Below are 17,366 nucleotides of genomic sequence, written 5' to 3'. Positions count from 1 at the left end.
GGAGTCAGAGGACCCTTACCACCCCGGACGGCACGGCCCCCGGAATCACGCCCTCAGGCCTTTCTCAGCCCTTTCCATGGCATTCCTGGCATTCCTGGGCCTCCCCCGGGGTTCCGGCGCGACGCGGGGCCTCAGGGAGCGGTGAAGGCGACGCGGGTGGCCTCGGCCAGGTTGTCGACCTCGATGACCTTCATGCCCTCGAACTCCACCGCGCCCAGCTGCCGCAGGGGGCCGCCCTTGCCCAGCTCCAGGGCGCCGCGGGGGACGAGCGCGCTGCGGAAGCCCAGCCGGGCGGCCTCGCTCAGGCGGCGCTGGGCGCCGGGGACGGGGCGCACCTCGCCGGCGAGGCCGACCTCGCCGACCGCGATGAGCGTGGGCGAGAGCGGCTGCTCGGTGTCGGATCCGGCGACGGCCAGGGCCACCGCGAGGTCCACCGACGTCTCGGTCAGCCGCACCCCGCCCACCGTCGAGACGTAGATGTCCTTCTCGTGCATCTTCATCCGGGCGCGCTGCTGCAGCACCGCCAGCACCATCGCCACCCGGCTGGTCTCCAGGCCCGAGGTGACCCGCCGGGGCGAGGGCAGGAAGCTCGGGCCCACCAGCGCCTGCACCTCGGCCACCAGCGGGCGCCTGCCCTCCAGGGTGACCGTGACGCAGGTGCCCGGCACCGGCTCCTCCCTGCGGGTCAGGAACAGCCCGCTGGGGTCGGCCAGGCCCACGATCCCGACCTCCGAGAGGTCGAAGCAGCCCAGCTCGTCCGTCGGCCCGTAGCGGTTCTTCACCGCGCGGATCATCCGCAGCCTGCTGTGCCGGTCGCCCTCGAAGTACAGGACCACGTCGACCAGGTGCTCCAGCAGGCGGGGGCCCGCGATCGCGCCCTCCTTGGTCACGTGGCCGACCAGGACCACGGTGATGCCGCGCTCCTTGGCGACCCGGATGAGGTTGGCGGTGACCTCCCTGATCTGGGTGACGCCGCCGGGCGCCCCGTCGGCGTCCGCCGAGCCGATCGTCTGGATCGAGTCGACGATCAGCAGCAGGGGCTCCACCGTCTCCACGTGGCCCAGCAGCGCGCCCAGGTCCGTCTCGGCGGCCAGGTAGAGCTGCGCGGCCACCGCGCCGACCCGGTCGGCCCGCAGCCGGACCTGTTCGGCGGACTCCTCACCCGTGACGTACAGCACCTTGCCCCGGTCGGCGGCCAGGGCCGCCACCTCCAGCAGCAGGGTGGACTTGCCGATGCCCGGCTCGCCGGCCATCAGCAGCACCGCGCCGGGCACCAGGCCGCCGCCGAGCACCCGGTCGAGCTCGTCCATGCCGGTCGGCTGGCTGTGCGACGAGCGCACGTCCACCTCGCCGATCGGCCGCGCCGGCGAGCTCACCGGCCCCGCGGTCACCACCCGGGGCGGGGTCGCCGCGCCCGCCTCCGCGACGGTGCCCCAGGCCTGGCACTCGCCGCACCGGCCCACCCACTTGGCGGTCTGCCAACCGCACTCGCCGCACCTGTAGGCGGGTTTCACTGCTTTGGCCATGGTCAGCACCCTAGGGCGCGGCACCGACAAAAGCGCGCCGGCCGCCGTCAGCCCCTGCCGCGGCCGCCCTCGGCGAGTTCGAACACGCCCTTGTCCGTCCGCACCCCGCCGCCTTCGGCCTGGATCACGTAGGTGCCCGGCAGCGCCTTGGTCCGCGGCCCGTCGCAGCCCTTGTCGCTGCGGCGCCGGTCCCAGACGAGCACCCCGGTGTGGGGGACGCCCCTGCGCAGCCGCTGGATGGACGAGCCCGCGGTGTCGTCGCAGTGCGCCGAGGTCCAGATCCGGTCCGACCCCGACTTGATCCGCGTCACCAGCTTCTGCGCGCCGACGTCGAAGGTGCAGTCGATCTTCCCGGTGTTGACCACGGTCAGGGTGAAGGACGGCGCCACGCCCGGGCCGAACTCCGGCGCGACCGGGGTGAGGGTGACCACCACGTCGCGGGGCGCGCAGGCGTCCCCCGGGCGGCGCGGCGCGGCGACCGTCGCGGTCTGGGTGACCGTCACCATGACCGTCGGGATCGCCAGGGTCCCGCTGCCGCTCCCGCCGCCGGAGACCGTGGGCGACGGGCTCGCCGCCGCGGTCTTCTTCGCGGCGGCGGGAGCCTGCTCGCCGCCGCCCGCCGAGCAGCTCCAGGCCAGGCCGCCGACGACCAGCACGACCGCGCCGAGCGCGATCGCCCTGCGGCGCCAGTAGGCCTCCTGGTACTCCTCGTCGCCCTCGTCGTCATGACGTACCGTGGCCGAATCCATGCGGACAGTATGCTTTTCTGATCTTCGTGTTCCCCGAGCGACACGCGAAAGCCTTAAGCTGGCGCCGATGTCCTCCCAGATGCCCACCGAATCCGTCTTGCAGTGGTACGCGGCGAACGCCCGCGATCTCCCGTGGCGGGAGCCGACCGCCTCCCCCTGGTCGATCCTGGTCAGCGAGCTGATGCTGCAGCAGACCCCGGTCGTCCGGGTCCTCCCGGTATGGCGGGAGTGGATGGACCGCTGGCCCACCCCCGCCGCCCTGGCCGCCGAGCCGTCCGGAGAGGCCGTGCGCGCCTGGGGCAGGCTCGGCTACCCGCGCCGCGCCCTGCGCCTGCACGCCTGCGCCGTGGCGATCACCGAGCGGCACGGCGGCGAGGTCCCCGACGACCACGACACCCTGCTCGCCCTGCCCGGGGTCGGCTCCTACACCGCCGCGGCCGTCGCCAGCTTCGCCTTCCGGCAGCGGCACGCCGTGCTGGACACCAACGTGCGCCGCGTCCTGGCCCGGCTGCGGACCGGCGTGGAGTACCCGCCCAAGGCCGCCACCCGGGCCGAGACGAAACTGGCCGAGTCCCTGCTGCCCGCGGAGCCGGAGACCGCCGCCACCTGGGCCGTGGCCGTCATGGAGCTGGGCGCCCTGGTCTGCACGGCCCGCTCCCCCCGCTGCGCCGACTGCCCCGTCGTCGACCAGTGCACCTGGTACCTGGACGGCAGACCGCCCTACGACGGCCCGCCCCGCCGCGGCCAGACCTACGCGGGCACCGACCGGCAGTGCCGGGGGCGCCTCCTGGCCGTGCTGCGGGAGGCCAGCGGCCCGGTGGACAAGCCCGCCCTGGACGTCGTGTGGTCCGACGCCGTCCAGCGGGAGCGCGCCCTGGACGGCCTGATCGCCGACGGGCTCGTCGACCCGCTGGAGGACGGGCGCTACGCGCTCCCCCGCTGAGAGTGCGGCGGCCCCGCCCGCGCCGGCGGGGCCACCGCGTCCAGATCAGAGCCGGTAGCGCAGCACCTGGCCCCTGTGCGGCTTGCCGCCGCCCTCCTGGCCGGGGACCCCCGCGTTGCTGATGTAGGCGTAGCGGCCGTCCCTGGTCACCGCCAGGCCCGTGGGACCCACCAGCCGCCCGCCGAGCAGCACGGTCTTCTTCCCGCCCTTGGACAGGCGGATCAGGGCGCCCTGGGTGCTGCCCGACATCATCCCCTTGTGGCTGATCTCCAGGACCAGCAGGTTCCCCCTCCGGTCGAAGGCGAGGTCGATGATGTTGGTGAAGCCGGTCGCCACGACCTTGCTCCTGCCGGACTCGGTGACCCGCCAGATCCGGGCCGAACCCGCGGCGAACGGGAAACCGGTCAGCTCGCCCACGTAGTAGGCGCCGTCGGGGCCCCTCACGACCGAGGTCGGCACCGACTCGGCCGGCACCTCGCCCTCGGCGCAGTCGCCGGGCGGCGGGGCCTGGTCCGCCGGGAAGCCCTCCGGGAGCTTCGCGCACTGCGGCGGCAGCAGCGCCAGCAGCCGCACCCTGCCCTTCCTGGAGATGTGCAGGACGTCGTTGGCGCCGCCGTCCGCCACGACCATGCTCCCGTCCCTGTTGATCACGAAGGACTGCGGGTTGCTGTTCAGCCCGTCCATCGCGGGCGGCGTCCCGTCCGGGTTCTTCTTCGCCTCGAAGGCCGCCAGGTCCGCCAGCACCTTGCGGCCGGGCAGCGAGACGACCGTGCCGAGCCTCCTGGCGCCCGGACCGAACTTCTTCAGCTCGGCCCGCGACATGCCGCCCAGCAGCAGCCGCAGCCGCCCCCGGGAGTCGAAGGCCAGGTCCTGGGGCCCCGACGCGGAGGAGTTGCGCAGCCCCAGGGAGGGCAGGCCCGTGTGGAGCCGCTTCTTGCGGCCGTTCTTGATCGCGGTGACCGCGCCGGTGCGCCCCAGGCACATCCTGGCCTCACCCGTCCCCGCGCACCGGGACCCGGCGTCGCCGGACTCGGCCACGTAGACGGTCCCGTCGCGGCCGACCACCAGCCCCCGCGGATTGTCGAGCCCCTTGGCCACCACCTTCACCCTCGGCGCCGCCTCGGCCGACGCGGGCACCAACCCGGCGGCCAGCACGCCCGCGGCCATCACCGCCACTGCCTTACGCATACGTTCTCCTCGTCCGGTCGCCCCGAATGACCCCCGGCTGAGCCTGCCAGTCCCGGCGTCCCGTGAGCATGGGCCCGATGTCCCTGGGTACCGGCCGCGGGAGCCGGGACATCCGCGCACGCGAAAGGCCCGCACTCACCGGGAGTGCGGGCCTTTCAGCGGTCCGGCGCGAACCGGCGGACCGTCAGTCCTTCTTCAGGTTCAGCGAGGAGGCGCCGATCTCGGCCACGTCCGGCACCGAGGACGGCTTGGGCATGCCCTTGAAGGTGAACTTGGCGTTCTCGCCCTCGCCCTCGACGTCGACCACGACGATCTGGCCGGCCTGGAGCTCGCCGTACAGGATCTTCTCGGACAGGGCGTCCTCGATCTCCCGCTGGATGGTCCGGCGCAGCGGCCGGGCGCCCAGCACGGGGTCGTAGCCCCGCTCGGCCAGCAGGTCCTTGGCGGGCTGCTTGAGCTCGATGCCCATGTCGCGGTCGCGCAGGCGCTCGTCCAGGCGGGCGACCATGAGGTCGACGATCTGGATGATCTCCTTCGGGGTGAGCTGGTGGAAGACCACGATGTCGTCGACGCGGTTGAGGAACTCGGGGCGGAAGTGCTGCTTGAGCTCCTCGCCGACCTTGGCCTTCATCCGCTCGTAGTCGCCCTTGGCGTCGTCCGCGCGGCCGAAGCCGATGGACAGGCCCTTGGAGATGTCCCGGGTGCCGAGGTTGGTCGTCATGATGATGACGGTGTTCTTGAAGTCCACGACCCGGCCCTGGGCGTCGGTCAGGCGACCGTCCTCCAGGATCTGCAGCAGCGAGTTGAAGATGTCCGGGTGCGCCTTCTCGATCTCGTCGAACAGCACGACCGAGAACGGCTTGCGGCGCACCTTCTCGGTCAGCTGGCCGCCCTCCTCGTACCCGACGTAGCCGGGAGGCGAGCCGAACAGCCGCGAGACGGTGTGCTTCTCCATGAACTCGGACATGTCGAGGGCGATCAGCGCGTCCTCGTCGCCGAACAGGAACTCCGCCAGCGTCTTGGACAGCTCGGTCTTACCGACGCCGGACGGGCCGGCGAAGATGAACGAGCCGCCGGGGCGCTTGGGGTCCTTCAGGCCGGCGCGGGTGCGGCGGATCGACTGGGAGAGCGCCTTGATGGCGTCCTCCTGGCCGATGACCCGGCGGTGGAGCTCGTCCTCCATGCGCAGCAGGCGGGTGGTCTCCTCCTCGGTCAGCTTGAAGACCGGGATGCCGGTGGCCGTGGCCAGGACCTCGGCGATGAGCTCCTCGGTGACCTCGGCGACGACGTCCATGTCGCCGGCCTTCCACTCCTTCTCGCGCTGGGACTTGGCGGCGAGGAGCTGCTTCTCCTTGTCGCGCAGCGCGGCGGCCTTCTCGAAGTCCTGCGCGTCGATCGCGCTCTCCTTCTCGCGGCGCACGTCGGCGATCTTCTCGTCGTACTCGCGCAGGTCCGGCGGCGCGGTCATCCGGCGGATGCGCATGCGCGAGCCGGCCTCGTCGATGAGGTCGATCGCCTTGTCCGGCAGGAACCGGTCGCTGATGTAGCGGTCGGCCAGCTGCGCGGCGGCCACCAGCGCGCCGTCGGTGATCGAGACCCGGTGGTGGGCCTCGTAGCGGTCGCGCAGGCCCTTGAGGATCTCGATGGTGTGCGACAGGGACGGCTCGGCGACCTGGATGGGCTGGAAGCGGCGCTCCAGGGCCGCGTCCTTCTCCAGGTGCTTGCGGTACTCGTCCAGGGTGGTGGCGCCGATGGTCTGCAGCTCGCCGCGGGCCAGCATCGGCTTGAGGATGCTGGCGGCGTCGATCGCGCCCTCGGCGGCGCCCGCGCCCACCAGGGTGTGCAGCTCGTCGATGAACAGGATGATGTCGCCGCGGGTGCGGATCTCCTTGAGGACCTTCTTCAGGCGCTCCTCGAAGTCACCGCGGTAGCGGGAGCCGGCGACCAGCGCGCCGAGGTCCAGCGTGTAGAGCTGCTTGTCCTTGAGCGTCTCGGGAACCTCGCCCTTGACGATCTTCTGGGACAGGCCCTCGACCACGGCGGTCTTGCCGACGCCGGGCTCGCCCACCAGCACCGGGTTGTTCTTGGTGCGGCGGGACAATACCTGCATGACCCGCTCGATCTCCTTGTCGCGCCCGATCACCGGGTCCAGCTTGCCCTCGCGGGCGGCCTGGGTCAGGTTGCGGCCGAACTGGTCGAGCACGAGCGATGTGGAGGGAGCGGACTCCGACGCCGCGCCGGACGCGGCCGGCTCCTTGCCCTGGTAGCCGTGGAGCAACTGGATCACCTGCTGGCGGACCCGGTTGAGGTCCGCTCCCAGCTTCACCAGCACCTGCGCGGCGACTCCCTCGCCCTCGCGGATCAGCCCGAGCAGGATGTGCTCGGTGCCGATGTAGTTGTGGCCCAGCTGCAGCGCCTCGCGCAGTGACAGCTCGAGCACCTTCTTGGCACGCGGGGTGAAGGGGATGTGCCCCGACGGCGCCTGCTGACCCTGGCCGATGATCTCCTCGACCTGCTGGCGCACCGCTTCGAGACTGATCCCCAGGCTCTCAAGGGCCTTTGCGGCGACACCCTCACCCTCGTGGATCAACCCCAGGAGGATGTGCTCAGTGCCGATGTAGTTGTGGTTGAGCATCCTGGCCTCTTCCTGGGCCAGGACGACCACCCGCCGCGCACGGTCGGTGAACCTTTCGAACATCTCGTCGCTCCCTCACACCGCCCCGCAGGAGGCCATCAGGTGAAGACCTTCCCAGAGCCGAGGCTGTTCATCCTCATCCAACTACCGGTTCGCCATGCGATGTTCCCGATACGCCACAGGCGAACGAACCACCACGGCTCTGGAACCGCCATTCCCCCCTGCTACCCGCATAGACGCACGAGATCCCGAGATGACCGATTTTTTCGATACGCCAGAAGCGAACGGCCCGCCTCGGGTTCCAGAGGCGGGCCGTTCGCACGGGCGGAGCCGCGTCAGTGGGCGGCGTCGTACTGCTCGACGACCGAGGCGGGAATGCGACCGCGCTCATTCACCTTGATGCCCTGACCCTTGGCCCAGGCACGGATGTCCGCGCTGCGCTCACGGTTGGAGGCGCCGCGCTTGGCGGTGCCCGTCCGGCCGCGCTTGGCCGAACCGGCGCGGCGCGAGTGCTCGATGAAGGGGATCAGCGAATCACGCAGCTTCTTGGCGTTCTCCGAGCTGAGGTCGATCTCATAGGCCACACCATCGAACGAGAACGACACGGTCTCGTCCGCCGCGCCGCCGTCGAGATCGTCGACCAGACGAACAATAGTTTCGCGTGCCATGGGGCTGGCCTTTCCGCAAGTGTCAGTGCCGGGAGGCCCCGGCAAACTCCATTCGGTTCCTAAACATATACCCGCCGTCAGCACTTGACAATTCGAGCCGCGCGAAGATTTCTCCCGGCTTCTGCGGTGGTCCGGTAACGCGCCGACCGCGTAACACACGGTAATCGGCTCCGGCGGCCGAAATCCGGGGCGAGATTCATAGGATCCCCATCGAACACTGAAGTCGATCTTGCATAGCGGACCGATTCCAGCCCCCATGTCCCCCGATAACCCAACAGCAACGTCACCTCAGGAGACATCCCCTATAAAGGGGAGATAAGGTGAGAATTGCGTGATCTTGGGGGCCCTACGGACATCTACCTTCTCAGTCGCAAGACTATGCCCACGGCGAAGGCCCTCCGGAGACGATCCCGAAGGGCCTTGTCGCGAGTACCTGTGATGAAGCTCTCGCAAGGGCGCCGAAGCGCTATGGGTTCCACTCCGCATGGTCGTCCACCACGACGGTTCCGGCGTAACGGTCGTGGATCGCCTGGAAGAGGGGACGGTCCCAGATCGCCCACAAGTAGGCCATGAGCACCCCGGCCGCCGCGACGAACATGAAGAAGAGGAAGAAGGCCCAGACCTTCACGCCCAGCAGCAGGAACAGAAAAACACCCAGCATGTAGCCGAGATTGTTGACGGCCGCGCGCCATAGCGCCGTCATGATGGGCAGCGGGTCCCCCGCCGGATCGGCCAGCACGACCCGCAGGCCGATCTGCCGCTTGCCGAGCGTGCGGCCCCACAGGGCGAGCTGGACCGCCTCGTAGACGAACGGCAGCACCGCCACCACGATGAACGTCGTCCACAGGACGGGGGTCGACCACCCGCCGTCCTCGTCCTTGTTGACGCCGATGGCGGCCAGAACGATCGGGAAGACCAGTGCGAAACCGGCCACCCACACCAGGCCCGCGTCGATGAGCCGGGCGAACGCGCGCTGCTTGAATGCGGCCAGCGGAAGGTTCTCCGCCGGATGCGGACCGCTGGGCCCGGAAGAAGGGTAAGTCCGCCGCGGCTCTTCCGCAGGACCGGGATATCCCGACTGCGGCTGGCCATATCCCTGCTCTCCGCCATATCCAGGACCTGGCGGACCATACCCGGGCTGTTGCGGCGGGCGAGGAGCTCCGTAAGGGCCTTGCGAGGGCGGGGGCGGACCATATCCGCCGCCCGAACGCGGACCGTACGGGTTGGGGGGTTCGGTCATGATGTCGTCATTCCTCCAAGCGGAGCAACATCCGCGTGTTTCCCAGTGTGTTGGGCTTCACCCGATCCAGGTCGAGGAACTCCGCGATCCCGTCGTCATAGGACCGCAGGAGCTCTTCATAGACGGCGTGCGCCACCGGAGTGCCCTGGATCTCTCGGAAACCGTGACGCGCGAAGAACTCCACCTCGAAGGTAAGGCAGAAAACCCGCCGCACACCCAGTTCTCGCGCCGTGGACAGAAGCCTGTCGACGATCTGGTGGCCGATGCCCATACCCCGGCATTCCGGATCGATGGCAACGGTGCGGACCTCCGCGAGGTCCTCCCACATCACATGGAGGGCACCGCATCCGATGATTCCCCCGAGTTCCGGGGCGTCGGCCACCCAGAACTCCTGGACGTCCTCGTAGAGGTTCACGGTGCTCTTCTCCAGAAGACGCCGTCCGGGGCCGCCGTACGTGTCGACGAGGCACCGGATGTCACGGACATCGGGCGTACGCGCCCGCCGGATCGTCAACTCCATAATGGGCTTGAGACTAGTGGCACCGGGCCCCTCGGCGGACCGGGAACGACCTGCGGAATCAGCGGCCGCGGTTGGCATGGACGACAGACTTCGTTAGTCTCCTGCGCTGAGCATCGGCAGTGGTTCGCATCTGCTGCTCCGGCCTCCACCCCACAGCTGATCCGGTGGGCGGCCGAGGAGAGGAAAGCCCGTGAAGCGCCCCCATCATCGTCTGCTGGCCCTGGCCTGCGGTGTCGCCGCCGCCGTCGTCGCCGTTCCCGGCGTCGCGTACGCCGAGCCCGATCCGATGAAGCGGATCGAGTCCATTCACGAGGAGCTCGAGAAGGTCAGTGAGCAGATCAACGGGCTCAAGGTCAAGCTGAAGCAGGCCGAGCGCGCCGCCAAGGTCGCCTCCGACAACGCCACGCGCCAGCAGAAGGAGCTGGACGTCGTGGCGCAGGAGGTGAGCGGGCTGGCCGCCACCAGCTACATGCTGGGCGGCACCGACCAGGCGCTCGTGCTGGCCACCTCCGACCAGCCGCAGCAGTTCCTGGACCGCACCTCCACGCTCAGCTTCTTCGCCTCCCAGAACGGCACCAAGGTGAACGAGCTGCTGGCCGCCATGCAGTCGGCGCAGCGCGCCAAGAAGGCGGCCGACGACCGGGCCGGCCAGGTCCGCCGGCTCAACACCGAGCTGACCGAGCGGCAGCGCAAGCTCAAGAAGGACTACACCCAGATCCGCGACAGAATAGTCCGGAAGAACCCCAAGAAGATCGTCGACATCCCGCCGGTCCCCGGCGCGGGCAAGGCCGCCGAGGCGCTGCGGCTGGCGCTCACCCAGCTCGGCAAGCCCTATGTCTGGGGCGCCGACGGGCCCGACAGCTACGACTGCTCGGGACTGACCATGTGGGCCTACGCCAAGGTCGGCATCCACCTGCCGCACTACACCGGCAGCCAGTGGAACGCCGGCGCGCACATCGACCGCTCCGAGCTGCAGCCGGGCGACCTCGTCTTCTTCTACAGCGACCTGCACCACGTCGGCCTCTACATCGGAGACGGGCAGATGGTGCACGCCCCCCAGACGGGCGACGTGGTGAAGATAGCCCCGATCGACGGCCGCCCCTTCGCGGGCGGCGTACGGGTGGCCTGAGGCCGTTCCCGCGCCGGACAAGGAGAACGCCGCCACGGAGGCCGGGGCTTCCATGACGGCGGTGTTCGCCGGGGGCACCGGGATCACCGGATCGCCCGTTCCGCGGTCGTTCTAGATGAGTTGTCTGCGAGCCGCCCACACGACGGCTTCGATGGGGGTGTTGACGTCGAGGCGGTCGCAGATGGCCCGAAGCCGGCGTCGCAGGGTGCGCGCGCTGAGTTCGAGTTTCCGGGCCGCAACGTCGGCGGTCACGCCGCTGGCGATCTGCGCCAGCAACTTCAGTTCATCCTCGTTCAGCCGGGGTTCGTCGAAGGCCCGGCGCGCGAGTGTGCCCTGATCCACTCCATTCCTCCCTCGTCGCTGGTGCTGACCGCGGGGGCGCAGCTTGCGCTGCTGTGGGCAATGGGTCCCGTACTACTGTCCGTCGGTGGCCGGACTCGGCCGATACGTCGTTCGAGTGCCGTTCGCGGGGAACGCTGAGTAACGTCGGCTCGAGAGAAGGGTCATCGGTTGCAGCCTTCCCCTCTCCGGTCCATGAATCGTTTCAAACTCCCTACGACCCGGAACGCTAGGCGGCCGGATGCGGACCGTCAAGCTCTCCGAGAGCGCAAAAAGTGACCCCTGAATCACGTTTCGTGCCGCCGCCGTGGCGCGGTTCACGCCCGAAAGCCGTTAACCTGCGACAACACATCCCGACCCGGGGGGGAGTGGACTGATGCGAGCCAGCATCCGGGAGGTAGCACGCCGCGCGGGAGTTTCAGTTGGGACCGTTTCGAATGTCCTAAATCGGCCAGACGTCGTGGCCGAAGCCACCCGTGTCCGGGTGCTCGCCGCCATCGAGGAGCTCGGCTTCGTGCGCAACGAGGCCGCGCGCACCCTGCGCAAGGGCTCAGGGCGGACACTGGGAGTGATCGTCGAGGACCTCGCCGACCCCTACTTCGCCGACCTCGTCCGGGGCGCCGAACGCGCCTGCGACGCCGGCGGCTACGACCTCATCTGGTGCACCAGCGACGGGGACCCGGAGAAGGAGCGGCGGCGGCTGGACTTCCTGGAGCAGCAGGGCGTCTCCGGCGTCATCGTCACCCCCGTCGCGCTGGACTCCGACCGCATCGCCCGGCTGCGCGCCCGTGACATCCGCACGGTGCTGGTCGACCGCAGGGCGACCGGGTCGGTCGCGTCCTCGGTGGGCGTCGACCACCTGCAGGGCGGCAGGCTCGCCACGCGCCACCTCGTCGAGCTCGGCCGGCACGACATCGCGTTCGTCACCACCGAGCCCGAGTCGCCGACGGTACGGCGGCGGCGCGGCGGCGCGCTGCAGTCCCTGGGCCAGGCCGGGTACGCGCCCGAGCAGGTGCTCACCATCGCGGAGCCTGAGCCCACACCGGCGGCGGGGCAGCGCGCGGCACGACGGCTTCTGGAGTTTGGAACGCTCCCCACGGGCATCTTCTGCGTCAACGACCTGCTGGCCATCGGGCTCATCAACGAGCTCACCCGCAACGGGGTGAAGATCCCGCAGGACGTCGCGGTCGTCGGCTACGACGACATCGTCCCGGCGGCCACCTGCGTCGTGCCGCTCACGACCGTGCGCCAGCCCCGCAACGAGCTGGGCGCCGCCGCGGCGGAACTCCTCCTGGACGACACCGAGGGGCGGCACGTCACGCTGACCCCCGAACTCGTCGTCCGGGAGTCCGCCTCCTGAACCGGGCGGCCGGCATGCCCGCGGGCCGGGCGCGGCGCACCGCCGAGCCGGCCCGCCGAGGCGCGCAGGCGGCGCGCCTCGGCGGGGCACGGGATCAGGAACCCGGCTTCACCAGCGGGAAGAGGATGGTCTCGCGGATGTTCTTCCCCGTGAAGGCCATGATCATCCGGTCGATGCCCGCGCCCATGCCGCCGGTCGGCGGCATCGCGTACTCCAGGGCGCGCAGGAAGTCCTCGTCCAGCTGCATCGCCTCCGGGTCGCCGCCGGCGGCCAGCAGCGACTGCTCGGTGAGCCTGCGGCGCTGCTCGACCGGGTCGACCAGCTCCGAGTAGGCGGTGCCCAGCTCGGTGCCGAAGCCGATGAGGTCCCACTTCTCGGTCAGCAGCGGCTCCTCGCGGTGCTCGCGGGTGAGCGGGGACGTCTCCAGCGGGTAGTCCATGACGAACGTCGGCTGCTTGAGGGTGTGCTCGACGAGCTCCTCGAACAGCTCCTGCACCACCTTGCCCTGGCCCCACTTGGGGTCCCAGTGCACCTCGCGGGCGTCCGCGAGCTTGCGCACGGCCTCGATCGGGGTGTGCGGGGTGATCTCCTCCCCCACCGCCTCCGACACCGCGCCGTACAGCGTGACGCGCGGCCACTCCTTCAGGCCGAGGTCGTACTCCTCGCCCTCGTGCACCACCACCGTGCCGCCCAGCGCGGCCACCACGGCCTTCTGGTACATGCGCTGGGTGAGGTCGGCCATGTCGTTGTAGTCGAGGTAGGTGCCGTAGGCCTCGAGCATGGTGAACTCGGGGTTGTGCGTCGAGTCCGCGCCCTCGTTGCGGAAGTTGCGGTTCATCTCGAAGACCTTGTCGACGCCGCCCACGACCAGCCGCTTGAGGTAGAGCTCGATCGCGATGCGCAGATAGAGCTCCATGCCGTAGGCGTTGATGTGCGTCTTGAACGGCCGGGCCGTCGCGCCGCCGTGGATCGGCTGCAGCATCGGCGTCTCGACCTCGAGGTAGCCCTCCTCGTGCCAGAAGTCGCGGACGGCGCGCACGGTGTCGCTGCGCAGGCGCGCCATCCGGCGCGCCTCGTCGTTGACGATGAGGTCGACGTAGCGGTACCGCACCCGCGCCTCGGGGTCGGTGAGCCCGGCGTGCTTCTCCGGCAGCGGGCGCAGGCACTTGGAGGTGATCGCCCAGCTCTCGGCCATGATCGACAGCTCGCCGCGGCGGGACGTGATGACCTCGCCGGTGACGCCGACGTGGTCGCCGAGGTCGACGTCGTGCTTCCAGGCGGCCAGGGACTCCTCGCCGACCCCGGCCAGGGAGACCATGACCTGGATCTCGGCGGTGCCGTCCTTCAGGGTGGCGAAGCACAGCTTGCCGCCGACGCGGGAGAGCATGACCCGGCCCGCGACGGCGACTTTCTCCCCCGTCTCGGTTCCCGGCTCGAGGTCGGGATATTTCTCACGGACCTCGGCGATGGTGTGGGTCCGCGGGAAGTTCACCGGATAGGGGTCGATGCCGCTCTCCCGGAGCCGTGCCACCTTGTCCAGGCGGACGCGCATCTGCTCCGGGGCGTCGTCGTAGACATTTTCGCTCACGCTGTCAAGGCTATCGACCCCGGAAAACCGGTGCGAACGCGTATCTCAGGACCCGCCGACGTTGCGCTCGTAGATGAGCCGCAGACCGTGCAGGGTGAGCCAGGGCTCGAAGGCGTCGATGCTGCGCGCCTCCTCCAGCACCAGCGGCGCCAGACCGCCGGTCGCCACGACCTTCACCTCGTCGGGGTTGTCCGACAGCTCCTCGGCCATCCGGTCGACCAGCCCGTCGACCTGGCCGGCGAAACCGAAGATGATGCCCGACTGCAGCGCCTCGACGGTGTTCTTGGCGATGACGTTCCGCGGCCGCACCAGCTCGATCTTGTGCAGCTGGGCGCCGCGCACCGACAGGGCGTCTATGGAGATCTCTATGCCGGGCGCGATGGCGCCGCCGACGTACTCGCCGCGGGCCGAGATGCAGTCGAAGGTCGTGGCGGTGCCGAAGTCCACCACGATCGCCGGGCCGCCGTGCATGTGGATGGCGGCCAGGGAGTTGACGATCCGGTCGGACCCGACCTCCTTGGGGTTGTCCATGCGCACCGGCACCCCGGTCTTCACGCCGGGCTCCACGATGACCGCGGGGACGTCGCCGTAGTAGCGGCGGCACATCTCCCGCATCTCGTGCAGGACCGACGGCACCGTGGAGCACAGGGCGATGCCGCTGATGTCGGTCTCGACCAGCAGCGGGCTCTGCTGGATCAGCCCCTGCAGGACGACGGCGATCTCGTCCGCGGTCCGGCGCGGATCGGTGTTGATCCGCCAGTGCTCGATGACCTCTTCGCCCTCGAACAGCCCCAGGACGGTGTTGGTGTTGCCGACGTCTATCGTGAGAAGCATCAGGTCCCCGCTGCGGTACGGAAGTCAAGGCCGATGTCGAGGGCCGCCGCGGAATGCGTGAGGCCACCCACCGCAAGGTAGTCCACCCCCGTGGCGGCGGCATCCCGGGCCCTGTCCAAACTCAGCCCGCCCGATGCTTCCAGCGTGGCGCGCCCGGCCGTGAGCCGGACGGCCTCGGCCATCGTCATGTCCGACATATTGTCCAGCAGAATGTCGGTGGCTCCGGCCGTCAATGCCTCTTCCAGCTGTTCCAGGGTGTCCACCTCGACCTGGATGTGCAGCTCGGGATAACGCGTACGGATGGCCTTGTACGCGGCCGTGACGCCGCCCGCCGCGGCGACGTGGTTGTCCTTGACCAGCGCGGCGTCCTGCAGGGACATGCGGTGGTTGACGCCGCCCCCGCACCGCACCGCCCACTTCTGCAGCCCGCGCAGGCCGGGGAGCGTCTTGCGGCTGTCGCGCACGCGGGCGCCGGTCCCCTCGATCGCCTCCACCCACCGCGCCGTCTGGGAGGCGATGCCCGACAGGTGCGTCATGAAGTTGAGGGCGACGCGTTCGGCCCGCAGCAGCTTGACCGTCGGGGCCGTGGCCGTCAGCAGCACGTCGCCCCTGGCGATGCGGTCGCCGTCCAGGAAGTGCTGCTCCAGTCCGGCCTCGCCGTCCATCAGGACCTCGAAGACCACTTCGGCGACCACCAGACCTGCCACGACGCCCTCGGCCCTGGCCGTGAAGTCCGCGGTGGAGACCTGCTCGGGGTCGAAGATGGGCTCGCTGGTGACGTCGGTCTCGCCGTCCTCGGCCAGCGCCGCCCTGACGATGCCCTCCACGGCCCGGGGATCGAGCCCCTGGTCCCGCAGCCGCTGTGCCAGCTCAGGCGTCATCGGCGTCATCGGTTCCTCACTCACTTGCTCACTCGCGCGGCACGGCGGCCGTGCTGACGGGGTGGTGCCTGATCGGGCCCGCGGGGCCCGGTACCGCTCAGGCCGCGGTGGTCCGGTGGGAGCGCTCGGGGGTGAACTCCAGCCGGAACCCCCCTTCCGCCAGCCGCCCGCTCAGCCGTCCCAGCCAGCGGTCGTCGTCGCGGTCGGGGAAGTCCTCGCGCCAGTGGCTGCCCCGGGTCTCCCCGCGGCGCTCGGCCGCCGCCACGATCGCCGTCGCCACGGTGTGCAGGTTGGTGGCCTCCCACGCCTCCACGCACGGGTCGTCGCAGCCGCGCCCGCCCAGCTCCGCCAGCAGGCGGCGCGCCTCGGCCAGTCCCTCCGCCGAGCGCAGGACCCCGCAGTGGGCGCTCATGACGCGCTGGACCCCGCCGCGGACGGAGGGGTCGAGCAGGCCCCTGCGGCGCGGGGGCGGCGGCACGCGCGTCCCGGACACGGGCTGCTCCTCGGCCAGCGCCTCGCCGATGCGCTCGGCGAAGACCAAACCCTCCAGAAGCGAGTTGGAGGCCAGCCTGTTCGCGCCGTGGACGCCCGTGCAGGCGACCTCGCCGCAGGCGTACAGGCCGGGGATGGACGTGCGCCCGTACCCGTCGGTGCGCACGCCCCCGCTGGCGTAGTGGGCGGCCGGGACGACGGGGACCGGCTGGACCACCGGGTCGATGCCGTGCTCCCGGCAGCTGGCCAGGATCGTGGGGAAGCGCGACTCCCAGAAGCGGGCGCCCAGGTGGCGCCCGTCGAGCAGCATGTGCGGCTCGCCCGTCTCGCGCATGCGGTTCATGATGCCCTTGGCGACGACGTCGCGGGGCGCGAGCTCGGCGAGTTCGTGCCGGCCGAGCATGAAGCGCGCGCCCGAGGCGTCGACCAGGTGCGCGCCCTCGCCCCTGACCGCCTCGGAGATCAGCGGCTGCTGGCCGGTGGCGCCCTCCCCCAGACACATCACCGTGGGGTGGAACTGCACGAACTCCAGGTCGGCGACCTCGGCTCCGGCGCGCAGCGCCAGCGCCACCCCGTCGCCGGTGGAGACCACCGGGTTGGTGGTGGCGGAGAAGACCTGGCCGAGCCCGCCGGTGGCCAGCACGACCGAGCGCGCCCGCACCGCGCCGACCCCGTCCCGGCTGCCCTCCCCCATGACGTGCAGGGTGGCCCCGGCGGCGCGCCCGCCCTCGGTGATCAGGTCGAGCACCAGGGCGTGCTCGATGACCTCGACGCCCTCGGCCTGCTTGAGCGCGGCCAGCAGCGCCCGGCTGATCTCGGCGCCGGTGGCGTCTCCCCCGGCGTGGGCGATGCGCCGCCGGTGGTGGCCGCCCTCGCGGGTGAGCGAGACCGTGCCGTCGGCGGCGAGGTCGAAGTGGGCGCCGAGGGCGATGAGCCGGCGCACCGCGTCCGGGCCCTCGGTGACCAGGGTGCGCACGGCCTCGGTGTCGCACAGGCCCACCCCGGCGGTGAGGGTGTCGGCCAGGTGCTCCTCGGGGGTGTCCTCGGGCGCGAGCGCCGCGGCGATGCCGCCCTGCGCCCAGCGGGTGGACCCGGCGTCCAGCAGCGCCTTGGTGACCAGCAGCACCCGGCCGTGCCGCGTCGCGCGCATGGCCGCCACCAGCCCGGCGATGCCCGAGCCGATCACGACCGTGTCGGTGTGCGCGGTCCAGCCGGGCGCCCCTGCGGCCAGCTCCTCGATCATGACGCCCTCCTCGGGGGGTTTTCGTCAGTAT

15 protein-coding genes are annotated in these 17,366 nt (G+C 70.6%); 3 read left to right on the top strand and 12 right to left on the bottom strand.

Annotated features, from left to right (window positions below; translation table 11 throughout):
* Nucleotides 1-131: 131 nt before the first annotated feature.
* Nucleotides 132-1,526 carry a DNA repair protein RadA gene (radA, locus tag C2865_RS05615; protein ID WP_106397160.1) on the bottom strand — a complete coding sequence of 465 codons (1,395 nt, stop codon included), beginning with the start codon at nucleotides 1,524-1,526 and terminating at the stop codon, nucleotides 132-134.
* Between the two features lie 47 nt (nucleotides 1,527-1,573).
* Nucleotides 1,574-2,275 carry a hypothetical protein gene (locus C2865_RS05610; RefSeq protein ID WP_232835377.1) on the bottom strand — a complete coding sequence of 234 codons (702 nt, stop codon included), beginning with the start codon at nucleotides 2,273-2,275 and terminating at the stop codon, nucleotides 1,574-1,576.
* Nucleotides 2,276-2,342: 67 nt separating this feature from the next.
* On the opposite strand from C2865_RS05610, the gene C2865_RS05600 reads away from it, so the two are divergent.
* A complete protein-coding gene (locus tag C2865_RS05600; RefSeq protein ID WP_106397157.1) occupies nucleotides 2,343-3,218 on the top strand; it encodes an HhH-GPD family protein in 876 nt (291 codons plus the stop codon).
* 45 nt (nucleotides 3,219-3,263) lie between these two features.
* Here C2865_RS05600 and C2865_RS05595 read toward each other — a convergent pair whose 3' ends face one another.
* From C2865_RS05595 to C2865_RS05575, 5 genes are all read right to left on the bottom strand, one after another.
* A complete protein-coding gene (locus C2865_RS05595; RefSeq protein WP_106397156.1) occupies nucleotides 3,264-4,406 on the bottom strand; it encodes a ScyD/ScyE family protein in 1,143 nt (380 codons plus the stop codon).
* A gap of 184 nt (nucleotides 4,407-4,590) precedes the next feature.
* Nucleotides 4,591-7,104, bottom strand: coding sequence for an ATP-dependent Clp protease ATP-binding subunit (locus C2865_RS05590; protein WP_106397155.1), 2,514 nt, complete (start codon nucleotides 7,102-7,104; stop codon nucleotides 4,591-4,593).
* A gap of 272 nt (nucleotides 7,105-7,376) precedes the next feature.
* On the bottom strand, nucleotides 7,377-7,709 hold the full coding sequence (locus C2865_RS05585) for a histone-like nucleoid-structuring protein Lsr2 (RefSeq protein WP_106397154.1): 333 nt from the start codon (nucleotides 7,707-7,709) through the stop codon (nucleotides 7,377-7,379).
* Nucleotides 7,710-8,175: 466 nt separating this feature from the next.
* Nucleotides 8,176-8,949, bottom strand: coding sequence for an RDD family protein (locus C2865_RS41320; RefSeq protein WP_106397153.1), 774 nt, complete (start codon nucleotides 8,947-8,949; stop codon nucleotides 8,176-8,178).
* Between the two features lie 7 nt (nucleotides 8,950-8,956).
* Nucleotides 8,957-9,469 carry an amino-acid N-acetyltransferase gene (locus C2865_RS05575; RefSeq protein WP_198652938.1) on the bottom strand — a complete coding sequence of 171 codons (513 nt, stop codon included), beginning with the start codon at nucleotides 9,467-9,469 and terminating at the stop codon, nucleotides 8,957-8,959.
* Between the two features lie 190 nt (nucleotides 9,470-9,659).
* Here C2865_RS05575 and C2865_RS05570 point away from each other — a divergent pair, with 190 nt between their 5' ends.
* Complete coding sequence (locus C2865_RS05570; RefSeq protein WP_232835375.1) at nucleotides 9,660-10,598, top strand: C40 family peptidase; 939 nt, start codon at nucleotides 9,660-9,662, stop codon at nucleotides 10,596-10,598.
* A 111-nt stretch (nucleotides 10,599-10,709) separates the two neighbouring features.
* Here C2865_RS05570 and C2865_RS05565 read toward each other — a convergent pair whose 3' ends face one another.
* Entirely contained in the window at nucleotides 10,710-10,940 is a 231-nt protein-coding gene (locus tag C2865_RS05565; RefSeq protein WP_106397151.1) for a LuxR family transcriptional regulator, read from the bottom strand.
* A 373-nt stretch (nucleotides 10,941-11,313) separates the two neighbouring features.
* Between C2865_RS05565 and C2865_RS05560 the strand changes: the two genes are divergently transcribed.
* Nucleotides 11,314-12,297, top strand: coding sequence for a LacI family DNA-binding transcriptional regulator (locus C2865_RS05560; protein WP_106397150.1), 984 nt, complete (start codon nucleotides 11,314-11,316; stop codon nucleotides 12,295-12,297).
* Between the two features lie 94 nt (nucleotides 12,298-12,391).
* Here the strand turns inward: C2865_RS05560 and lysX are convergent, their stop codons facing one another.
* The 4 genes from lysX to C2865_RS05540 form a co-directional block, all read right to left on the bottom strand.
* Nucleotides 12,392-13,885, bottom strand: a complete 1,494-nt coding sequence (lysX, locus tag C2865_RS05555) for a bifunctional lysylphosphatidylglycerol synthetase/lysine--tRNA ligase LysX (protein ID WP_106397149.1) — start codon at nucleotides 13,883-13,885, stop codon at nucleotides 12,392-12,394.
* 45 nt (nucleotides 13,886-13,930) lie between these two features.
* Nucleotides 13,931-14,719 (bottom strand): type III pantothenate kinase, encoded by a 789-nt coding sequence (locus C2865_RS05550; RefSeq protein ID WP_106397148.1) that lies wholly within the window; start codon nucleotides 14,717-14,719, stop codon nucleotides 13,931-13,933.
* Complete coding sequence (gene nadC, locus C2865_RS05545; protein ID WP_232835374.1) at nucleotides 14,719-15,600, bottom strand: carboxylating nicotinate-nucleotide diphosphorylase; 882 nt, start codon at nucleotides 15,598-15,600, stop codon at nucleotides 14,719-14,721. The genes C2865_RS05550 and nadC overlap by 1 nt, the downstream gene beginning before the upstream one ends.
* A gap of 97 nt (nucleotides 15,601-15,697) precedes the next feature.
* Nucleotides 15,698-17,335, bottom strand: coding sequence for an L-aspartate oxidase (locus C2865_RS05540; RefSeq protein ID WP_106397146.1), 1,638 nt, complete (start codon nucleotides 17,333-17,335; stop codon nucleotides 15,698-15,700).
* Between the last annotated feature and the right edge of the window lie 31 nt (nucleotides 17,336-17,366).

The organism is Actinocorallia populi, from assembly GCF_002995495.1.
GTDB classification, from domain to species: Bacteria; Actinomycetota; Actinomycetes; order Streptosporangiales; family Streptosporangiaceae; genus Actinocorallia; species Actinocorallia populi.
The sequence above is the reverse complement of the archived record's forward strand: the minus strand, read 5'-3'. Positions and strand labels throughout refer to the sequence as shown.

Excerpts from the sequence above, each read along its gene's own strand:
- C2865_RS05585 (WP_106397154.1), bottom strand. The coding sequence starts at position 7,709 with ATGGCACGCGAAACTATTGTTCGTCTGGTCGACGATCTCGACGGCGGC.
- C2865_RS05575 (WP_198652938.1), bottom strand. The coding sequence starts at position 9,469 with ATGGAGTTGACGATCCGGCGGGCGCGTACGCCCGATGTCCGTGACATC.
- C2865_RS41320 (WP_106397153.1), bottom strand. The coding sequence starts at position 8,949 with ATGACCGAACCCCCCAACCCGTACGGTCCGCGTTCGGGCGGCGGATAT.
- radA (WP_106397160.1), bottom strand. The coding sequence starts at position 1,526 with ATGGCCAAAGCAGTGAAACCCGCCTACAGGTGCGGCGAGTGCGGTTGG.
- C2865_RS05550 (WP_106397148.1), bottom strand. The coding sequence starts at position 14,719 with ATGCTTCTCACGATAGACGTCGGCAACACCAACACCGTCCTGGGGCTG.
- C2865_RS05610 (WP_232835377.1), bottom strand. The coding sequence starts at position 2,275 with ATGGATTCGGCCACGGTACGTCATGACGACGAGGGCGACGAGGAGTAC.
- C2865_RS05540 (WP_106397146.1), bottom strand. The coding sequence starts at position 17,335 with ATGATCGAGGAGCTGGCCGCAGGGGCGCCCGGCTGGACCGCGCACACC.
- nadC (WP_232835374.1), bottom strand. The coding sequence starts at position 15,600 with ATGACGCCTGAGCTGGCACAGCGGCTGCGGGACCAGGGGCTCGATCCC.
- C2865_RS05600 (WP_106397157.1), top strand. The coding sequence starts at position 2,343 with ATGTCCTCCCAGATGCCCACCGAATCCGTCTTGCAGTGGTACGCGGCG.
- C2865_RS05590 (WP_106397155.1), bottom strand. The coding sequence starts at position 7,104 with ATGTTCGAAAGGTTCACCGACCGTGCGCGGCGGGTGGTCGTCCTGGCC.
- C2865_RS05560 (WP_106397150.1), top strand. The coding sequence starts at position 11,314 with ATGCGAGCCAGCATCCGGGAGGTAGCACGCCGCGCGGGAGTTTCAGTT.
- C2865_RS05595 (WP_106397156.1), bottom strand. The coding sequence starts at position 4,406 with ATGCGTAAGGCAGTGGCGGTGATGGCCGCGGGCGTGCTGGCCGCCGGG.